Source organism: Campylobacter coli LMG 9860 (assembly GCF_000254135.1).
GTDB lineage: Bacteria > Campylobacterota > Campylobacteria > Campylobacterales > Campylobacteraceae > Campylobacter_D > Campylobacter_D coli.
On record NZ_AINS01000048.1, the window covers coordinates 1 to 8,592 of the forward strand.

Annotated in this window: 9 protein-coding genes; all 9 read left to right on the forward strand. The window is 30.2% G+C overall.

The features are described 5' to 3' along the window. Positions 1-910 (forward strand): P-type conjugative transfer protein TrbG (gene trbG / locus CCO88_RS07125; RefSeq protein WP_002838500.1); only part of this gene is annotated, 910 nt, incomplete at its 5' end. Next, positions 907-1,350: a hypothetical protein gene (locus CCO88_RS07130; RefSeq protein ID WP_002779806.1), complete on the forward strand. Its 444-nt coding sequence runs from the start codon at positions 907-909 to the stop codon at positions 1,348-1,350. The genes trbG and CCO88_RS07130, both read left to right, overlap by 4 nt. Before the next feature lie 3 nt (positions 1,351-1,353). Continuing rightward, positions 1,354-2,595, forward strand: a complete 1,242-nt coding sequence (locus CCO88_RS07135) for a TrbI/VirB10 family protein (protein WP_002790334.1) — start codon at positions 1,354-1,356, stop codon at positions 2,593-2,595. Beyond that, positions 2,588-3,133 (forward strand): lytic transglycosylase domain-containing protein, encoded by a 546-nt coding sequence (locus tag CCO88_RS07140; RefSeq protein WP_002779804.1) that lies wholly within the window; start codon positions 2,588-2,590, stop codon positions 3,131-3,133. The genes CCO88_RS07135 and CCO88_RS07140 overlap by 8 nt, the downstream gene beginning before the upstream one ends. Positions 3,134-3,229: 96 nt before the next feature. Continuing rightward, positions 3,230-3,592, forward strand: a complete 363-nt coding sequence (locus tag CCO88_RS07145; RefSeq protein ID WP_002779803.1) for a single-stranded DNA-binding protein — start codon at positions 3,230-3,232, stop codon at positions 3,590-3,592. Next, a complete protein-coding gene (locus CCO88_RS10665; RefSeq protein ID WP_002779802.1) occupies positions 3,579-3,719 on the forward strand; it encodes a hypothetical protein in 141 nt (46 codons plus the stop codon). Before CCO88_RS07145 ends, CCO88_RS10665 begins: the two co-directional genes overlap by 14 nt. A 4-nt stretch (positions 3,720-3,723) precedes the next feature. Then, complete coding sequence (locus tag CCO88_RS07155) at positions 3,724-5,937, forward strand: zincin-like metallopeptidase domain-containing protein (protein ID WP_002839910.1); 2,214 nt, start codon at positions 3,724-3,726, stop codon at positions 5,935-5,937. After that, positions 5,934-7,757 (forward strand): type IV secretory system conjugative DNA transfer family protein, encoded by a 1,824-nt coding sequence (locus tag CCO88_RS07160; RefSeq protein WP_002839911.1) that lies wholly within the window; start codon positions 5,934-5,936, stop codon positions 7,755-7,757. The genes CCO88_RS07155 and CCO88_RS07160 overlap by 4 nt, the downstream gene beginning before the upstream one ends. 10 nt (positions 7,758-7,767) lie before the next feature. Further along, positions 7,768-8,487: a nucleotide-binding protein gene (locus CCO88_RS07165; protein WP_002784845.1), complete on the forward strand. Its 720-nt coding sequence runs from the start codon at positions 7,768-7,770 to the stop codon at positions 8,485-8,487. The last annotated feature ends 105 nt before the right edge of the window (positions 8,488-8,592 follow it).

Below are 8,592 nucleotides of genomic sequence, written 5' to 3' on the forward strand. Positions count from 1 at the left end.
GTCTTTACTTTTATTTATTGGTAGTAGTGCATATGCTAACAATCTAAATGAAAGAGATTTTTCAAATCTTACACCAAAAGAAAAAAAAGATCTAGCAATAGCACAAAAATGGATAAATTCAAAAACTACTACTATACAAGGAAATAATGGAGAAGTAATTTTTCTTTTTGGTGAATCAATGCCAAGTATTGTAACTGCACCCTTAAGACTTACTGATATTGCTTTAGAACCTGGTGAAGTGATTAAAGATGTGCAAATAGGCGATAGTATAAGATGGGCTGTTTCATTAAGCGTAAGTGGTGAAGAGCCTTATTTAATCTCTCATATCATCATTAAACCTACCGATAAAAACTTACAAACAACTATGAATATCATGACAAATAAGCGAGTTTATCGCTTAAATTTAATATCAGAAGCTAAGAAATTTATGCCTGCGGTTTCATTCAATTATCCAAATAGTATCATAAAAACTCTTGAAGATTATAAAAATCAAATGAAAGCAAAATCTGAAGCTAAAAATTTCTATAAAACAAAAGATGATGAAATTCCAAGCAATATTGAAAATTTAGACTTTGGTTATAGTATTGAAGGTAATGCACCTTTTAAACCTTTAAGAATTTACAATGACGGCATAAAAACTTATATTCAAATGCCAAAAAATTTAAAATTCTATGAAGCACCCGCACTTATGGTTTTAGATTCTAGTAATGAAAAACAAATCGTAAATTATCGCTTGAAATATGATACTTTTATTGTAGATAGGCTTTTTAACAAAGCGATTTTACTTTCAAATGTAGGCTCAAAACAAGAAAAAATTAAAATCACAAAGCATTCAAACAAAGCTAATCAAGATATAGTTAATAATGTGCTTTATGACTTATCACTCCAAAATAAAAAGGAAAACAAATGAAAATTTTATTTTTGGCGTTAATCGCTTTCTTTATAACCTCGTGTGCTAAAATGAATTCGGATTATTTTAACTCTAGCTTTGCAGTTGAAGAAACAAAAATAAACTACAATAAAATTGCAGACGATTTTTCGCAGTTCATTATTTCATATTACGCACCTAACAAAACTACATTTTTTATCAATGAAGATAAAAATAATCAAGATTTTTCTAACTATTTTATCAATACCTTAAGAAAAAAAGGTTATGCAATAAGCAATGACAATTCTAAAAAAGATTTAACCTTCTTAAGCTATCAAATTTCACAAATTGATAATGAAAATATAGTTGCGATATTTAATATCAATGAAAGTAAAATCAATGTGATTTATAAAATCATCGAAAATAAACTTGTAAAACCAAATATAACAAGTTTTAATTTTACTCCAAAAACTAAAGGTTAAATTATGCTTGAAGTGAATATGTCTCCTAACAAATTTTTACCAAAAAATAACAAAAGGCTTTCGAAAGTTCCTATTATAATAATATTTGCAATCATCGCAATAGTATTATTTAGCATATTTTATGTAGCCTTATCAAGAAAGCAAAATTTAGAAAGACAAACTGCGCAAACCACACCAAAAGAGGAAACACAAATAGCTACAAATCATAACAATGATCTTAATTTATATATTGACGAATTACAAGTTCAAAAAGCACAAGAAAATAATATAATTTCACCACCTATGCCAAATGCCGCACAACAACCTATTCAAGAAACAAATTCTCAAACTACACAACAGCCACCTAACAATACTCCTATCCTTGTCCAAAACAATGCTATAGATGAAAAAGAAATGAAGATTAAAAAAGATATGCAGTTAAAAGCTTTATTAAGCAATACCAAGCTTGATATCAAAACAGAAGCAACGGATAGCAAAAAAAACCAAGCAATTAATTTCAATCCACCTAATAATAATGAAGATATTAATCTTGGAGCAATCAATCCACAAAATACAGGACTGGGCTTAGAAAGTGGCACAAACAAAGATGTGCAAGGGCAACAATTTTTATCTCAAAAAAAAGACAATGGCTATTTAAAATATGTAAAACAAAAACCATTAAGCACTTATGAAATTAAAGCGGGTTGGAATATACCTGCCATTTTAATTACAGGTGTTAATTCGGATTTACCTGGTCAAATATTGGCACAAGTAACACAAAATGTTTATGATAGCGCAACTGGAAAATACCTTTTAATTCCACAAGGAACTAAAGTTGTAGGAGCTTATTCAAGTAATATTATTTATGGTCAATCAAGACTCTTAGTAGCATGGAATAAGCTTATTTTTCCGAATGGTGATACCTTAAATCTTGATGGCATGCAAGGAACTTCACAAGATGGATATACAGGCTTTGAAGATCAAGTGGATAATCATTATTTTAGGATTTTCGGCTCTGCTTTTTTACTTTCATCGATCAGCGCAGGTATTGCGTTGTCTGATAATTCAGACACAAACAGCGAAAAAGAAACTGCTTCGGATAAAGCAATCGCACAAGCTATTCAACAAATGGGTCAAGTCGCAAGCGAGATGATAAGAAAAAATATGAATATCAGCCCTACTTTAAAAATTCGTCCTGGATATAAATTTAATATCTTTGTAACTAAGGATATTATTTTAGAGCCTTTGGAGTTAAATAATGATTGATATTGCTCTAATTGAACAATGCAAAAATCCAAATGTAGAAACACAAATCATACAAAAGATTATTCAAGTAGAAAGCAACAATCAACAATTTGCAATTAACATTAATAAGGTTGGCTCTTTTATATTAAAAAATAAAAAAGAAGCTGAAAATTTAGCGAACAATTTCATTAAAGGGGGATATAGTGTAGATATTGGACTAATGCAATTTAATTCTAACAATCTTAAATCTTCAACATTCTCACATTACAGTGTAGAAGATTTATTAGATACTTGTAAAAATATTAAAGCGGGTAGTGATATTTTTTATTTGGCGTATGAAATGACAAATAAAAATCTAGCGAAAGAAGATCGTATAAATCAGGCTTTAAGTATTTATAATACTGGGGATTTAAAAAAAGGATTTTCTAATGGCTATGTAGCTAAATACGATTCAACAGCAAAAACGATAGATGACTTGGAAGAAAAAGCAAGAAAATCGGACACAAGAATTAAGATTACTTACAATCTTTTCAATTTGCAAACACAAAAAAAGGAGTAAAAATGGAAAATGAAAATTTGGAAGAAAATAAACCTACACAATTTGATGATAATGAGCCAAGCTTATTTGATAACTTAGAAGATGAGGAGCAAGATAATGATTAATAATATTACAATAGGCGGAAGATTAACAGCTGATGCTGAATTAAGACATTGTAATCAAGGTAGTATCATATGCACCTTTACCTTAGCAAACAACAGAAAATACAAAGAGATAGAAAATTCAACTTATATCGAAGTATCTCTTTTTGGTTCTTTTGCTAATGCCATGCACCCATATTTAAAAAAAGGCATTTCAGTTGATGTGGTTGGAGAACTAACTCAAGACACTTGGGAGCATGAAGGAAAAATTTACTCAAAACACCGAATAAAAGCAAAAGAGATAGATTTTAGAACACCAAAAAAAGAAAAACAAACAATACCTAATATTGAAGAAGGAGAAAATTATGAAGGATTTTAAAGAACTAGAAACAATACCAAATTTCAGCTATGAGGTTGATCCATTAACTGCTGAAGAATTAGGTGCATTTAAAGAAAATGCCTTAAGCGAAGATGATGCCAAAGAAGGCACAGAAGATCAAGGATAATTTCATGAAAAATAAGGATTTCATACAAGAAACAGCCGATAAAATCATAGAAAGCTTAAAAAATGGAACTGCACCATGGATTAAACCTTGGAAAGGTATTGATCTAGCTAACAATATGCCTTATAACCCGATTACAAACAAGCCTTATAACGGCATAAATAGCATTAATTTAATGCTACAAAATTATAATGATCCTAGGTGGCTTACTTATAAACAAGCACAAAGTATTAATGCGCAAGTTAGAAAAGGTGAAAAATCGACTTTGATTCAATATTGGCAATTTAGCGAAATGGTTGATAAATTAGATGAGGAAGGTAATGTTATTACAAATGAAAAAGGAGAAGTAGAGCAAATCGAAGTAAAATTAGAGAATCCTAAAGTATTTTTCTCTTATGTTTTTAATGCCGAGCAAATCGAAAATATGCCAAAATTGGAGCAAAAGCAAGAGATTGATAATTTTCAAATAATTAAAGAAGCGCAAAAAATTTTAGATGATTCAAAAGCAATTATTCATCACAAAGGAAATAGAGCTTTTTATAATGCCGCAAATGATACTATTACACTACCCCCGAAAGAAAATTTTTTAAGTGAAGGCGCTTACTATACAACTGCTTTGCATGAATTAGGACATTGGAGCGGTCATGAAAGTCGATTAAATAGAGATTTAAAAAACCCTTTTGGTTCTAAAGAATACGCCAAAGAAGAATTAAGAGCCGAAATTGCAAGTTTTCTATTTAATGGTAAAATAGGCTTAGATTATGATCCAGGACAACACTTATCATATATTGATAGTTGGGTGCAAATTTTAGAAGATAAGCCAAATGAAATTTTTAAAGCCACTTCAGACGCTACCAAAATTGTTAATTTTATTGAAAGTCTTTCTTTGGAGCAAAAACAAAAAATAGAGCTTGAAAATTCAAATACTCAAAATCAAGCGCTTAAACAAGATAAGGAGTTAAACTTGGCAACTAGAAAAACTTACTTATATGTTCCTTTTGAGGAAAAAGAATTTGCTAAAAAAGCAGGTGCAAAATGGGATAAAGAAGCTAAAATGTGGTATGCTCCTAAGGGTGCGGATTTAAAAAATTTCACTCAATGGCTAAATCAATCACCATTAACACAAAGTTACAACAATACTCATGATGAATTTAAAGCTTTTTTAGAAAAATATGAGCTTAATATTGAAGGTCAGCCTATAATGGACGGCAAACTTCATAGAGTTAGCGTTATAGGGGATAAAGGGAGAGAAAAAAGCGGAGCTTATGTAGGTTTTTTAAATGGACACCCTGCAGGATTTGTGCAAAATTACAAAACTGGTATTAAAGAAAATTGGAAAAGTGCTAATTCTTTGGAAAACACCAAAAATAAAGAAATAAATCTGCAAAACGCTTTAGAACATAATAAAGCCTTAAAAGAGCAAAGAGATAAAGAATTAAATCAAGCGTATGAAAATACCGCTGTGAAATTAGAAAATGAATACAACAATGCAAGATGGGCTAATTCAGAACACCCGTATTTAAAAGAAAAAGGCTTTGATAAAAATTTTTATCTCAAACAAGACAAAAACGGCAACTTATTGATTCCTTTAAGAGATATTGAAGGCAAATATTGGGCTACGCAAAGAATCTTCGCTAATGGTGATAAAATGATAGGAGCTACACGCACAGCAGAAGAAAAAGAGCAAGGCATAGAATACCCTGCGAAAAAGCAAGGTAATTTTTTCTTACTTGGTGCAAAGAATTTAAATAATGTCAATGAAGTTTATATTTGTGAAGGATTTGCGACAAGTGCTAGTGTCTATGAAGCTACAAAATCTCCTACTATAATGGGAGTAGATGCTGGAAATTTAGAAATTATCGTAACAAATATAAAAGAAAAATACCCTAAAATGAATATCATTATTGCAGGGGATAATGATGTAAAAAAAGAATTAAACGGCAATAAGAATGTAGGCAAAGAAACAGCCTTAGGCATACAAAAAAAATATCCCGAAGTAAAAGTTGTATTACCAAATTTTACAAATCAAGAAGCGCAAAAAGGTTTAAGTGATTTTAACGATTTAATGAAAAGCAGAGGATTGGAAGAAATTAAAAAGCAATTAAAAGAACAAATTGCAAAGCAACTAATGGTTGAAAAAGCCACTACTAAAGCGCTAGATAAAAATAAAGGTATCAATAAAGAGATAACAGCCAAAAAAGATATAGGGATTTCTTTATGAAAAAACAAACTAATCAAGCTTTAGTTTATATGTTAGGACTTATTGGAATTTTCCTAACATTTACTATTATTAGCCAAATTGCAACGCAATATTTAGCAAAATCGTTTAATTACTCCCCTAGCTTAGGTGAAACCTCACTTTATGGATTTTATAATCCTTTTAAGTGGATTTCTTGGAGTTACGCTTATTATTCTTTTTATCCTGATTTTTTCAAAAAATTTTTTATGTTAATGTTTGCAGGTGTTGCGTTTTGTTTTATTGTTTTTATTTTGGTGAAACTCGCCTTTTTGCGTAAAGCAAAAGCAATAGAAAATCTTCATGGATCGGCACATTGGGCTACTTTAGAAGAAGTCAAAGAAAGTGGCGTATTTGATAAAGATAAAGGTGTGTATATCGGTGGTTTTGAACACAAAAAAACACTTCATTATTTACGACATGATGGTCCTGAACACGTAATGCTTTTTGCACCTACAAGAAGCGGTAAAGGCGTAAGCTTACTTTTACCTACACTTTTATCCTGGGAAGAGTCTGCACTTATTTTTGATATAAAAGGTGAGCTATGGGCTTTAACTGCGGGTTGGCGACAAAAATACGCCAAAAATAAAGTATTAAAATTAGATCCGACTTGTTTAGATGATAGTGCCGTAAAATTTAATATTTTAGAAGAAATAAGGCTGGAAACAATGCACGAGATTAAAGACACTCAAAATATTGCAATTAATCTCATTTTCAAAGGCGAAACGCCCCCTACTAATCCTACTCAAGGTAGCACATCTTATTTTAAAAGTGAGGCGGGAAATTTCTTAGTTTCAATTATACTTTATGCTTTACATTTAAAAAAATATCGAGGCGAAAATACCCCAAATCTAACCGATATTTATAAATTTATTAACGATCCAAATCAAAGTATCGATGAACTATTAGAAGAAATGGTTGAATGTGATATTTCTACAATGGATAAAAATACACAAGAAATTATTCAAAGCATTTCAAGATCAATGAAAAATAAAGCTACACAAGAATTAAGCGGTGTAGTAGGAACAGCTTCGGAAGCTTTAAATCTTTATATTGATCCTATCTTAGCAAAAAATACAGCAAAAAGCGATTTTAAAATCAAAGATTTAATGAATTATGAAAGCCCTATCAGTCTTTATTTAATCATTCCGCCAGGGCAAAAGGATAGGTTGCGTCCATTTTTTAATTTACTTATCAATCAAATTTTTAGAACTTTAACGGATGATTCTTTGAATTTTAAAAATGGAGAAAATATAAAAAGATACAAACACAAAATGTTAGTATTAGCCGATGAGCTAACTATGTTTGGAAAGTTAGGAGTGCTTGAAGAAAATCTTGCTTATATGGCAGGATATGGAATGAAGTTTTACGGATCTATTCAAGATATACAACAACTTTATTCTATTTATGGCGAAAAGGAAACAATTATTTCAAATTGCCACATAAGAATAGCATTTGCACCAAACAAAATAGAAACCGCAAAACTCTTATCCGAAATGGGCGGAATTACAACTATTATTAAAAAATCTCTTACAAGCTCGGGAAAAAGAACCGCCGTAATGCTTGGCAATGTAAGCGAAACAATACAAGAGGTGCAACGCCCTTTAATTACTGCCGATGAATGTATGCGATTACCTTCAGCCAAAAAAGATAAAGATGACAAGATAATCGCTCCTGGCGATATGTTAATTTTTATTGCAGGGCAAGCCCCTATTTATGGAAAACAAATTTTATACTTTAAAGATCCCGCATTTTTAGCAAGATCAAAAGTAACACTAGATAAACAAGTCAGCGATATTTTATAAAGGAGTAAAAATGGCAAAAATACATTTTGTTTTAAATGGTAAAGGTGGTATAGGAAAAAGCTTTATAAGCTCTTTACTATGTCAATATTTTTTAGATAAAGGAGAAAGTATCGTTGCTATTGATACTGATCCTAACAATACAACTTTACTTAATGTAAAAGCCTTAAAAGCTAAATTCTTGCAACTTATTGATGATGATGGCAAATTTGATGTCCGTGCCTTTGATAAAATTGTAGAATTAGCTTTTGAAAAAAAGGCTGAAAACTATATTATTGATAGCGGTGCGACTACTTTTATACCTTTAATTGATTATCTTAAAGAAAATGAGGTTTTAGACTTTTTAACAAACAATAATTTAGAAGTTTATATGCATGTTCCAATTGTAGGTGGTCAAGCAAGAGATGATACCATTTTGGGATTAACACAACTAACAGAAGCTTTTAATTGTTCTTTTGTGGTGTGGATTAATGAATATCACGGATCAATTATCAAAGATAATTTAGAGTTTGAAGAAACTAAAGAGTATCAAGCTATCAAAGAAAAAATCAAAGCCATTGTCTATCTTAATGCTTTAAGTAAAGATACTTTCGGCAAAGATCTTTTAGAACTCACTTCAAAGAATTTAACTTTTGGTGAAGCTATGCAAGATAAAAGCTTTTCTCTAATGTCAAAACAAAGGCTTAAAATTTTCAAAGATAAAGCGTTTAGTCAAATAAGTAATATATTATAAATTAATATCATTATGATATCATTATGATATTAATTTAATTCTATTTTAATATTATTATAATATAATTATATTTTTTATAAAGGAGTAAAAATGCAAAAACAATAT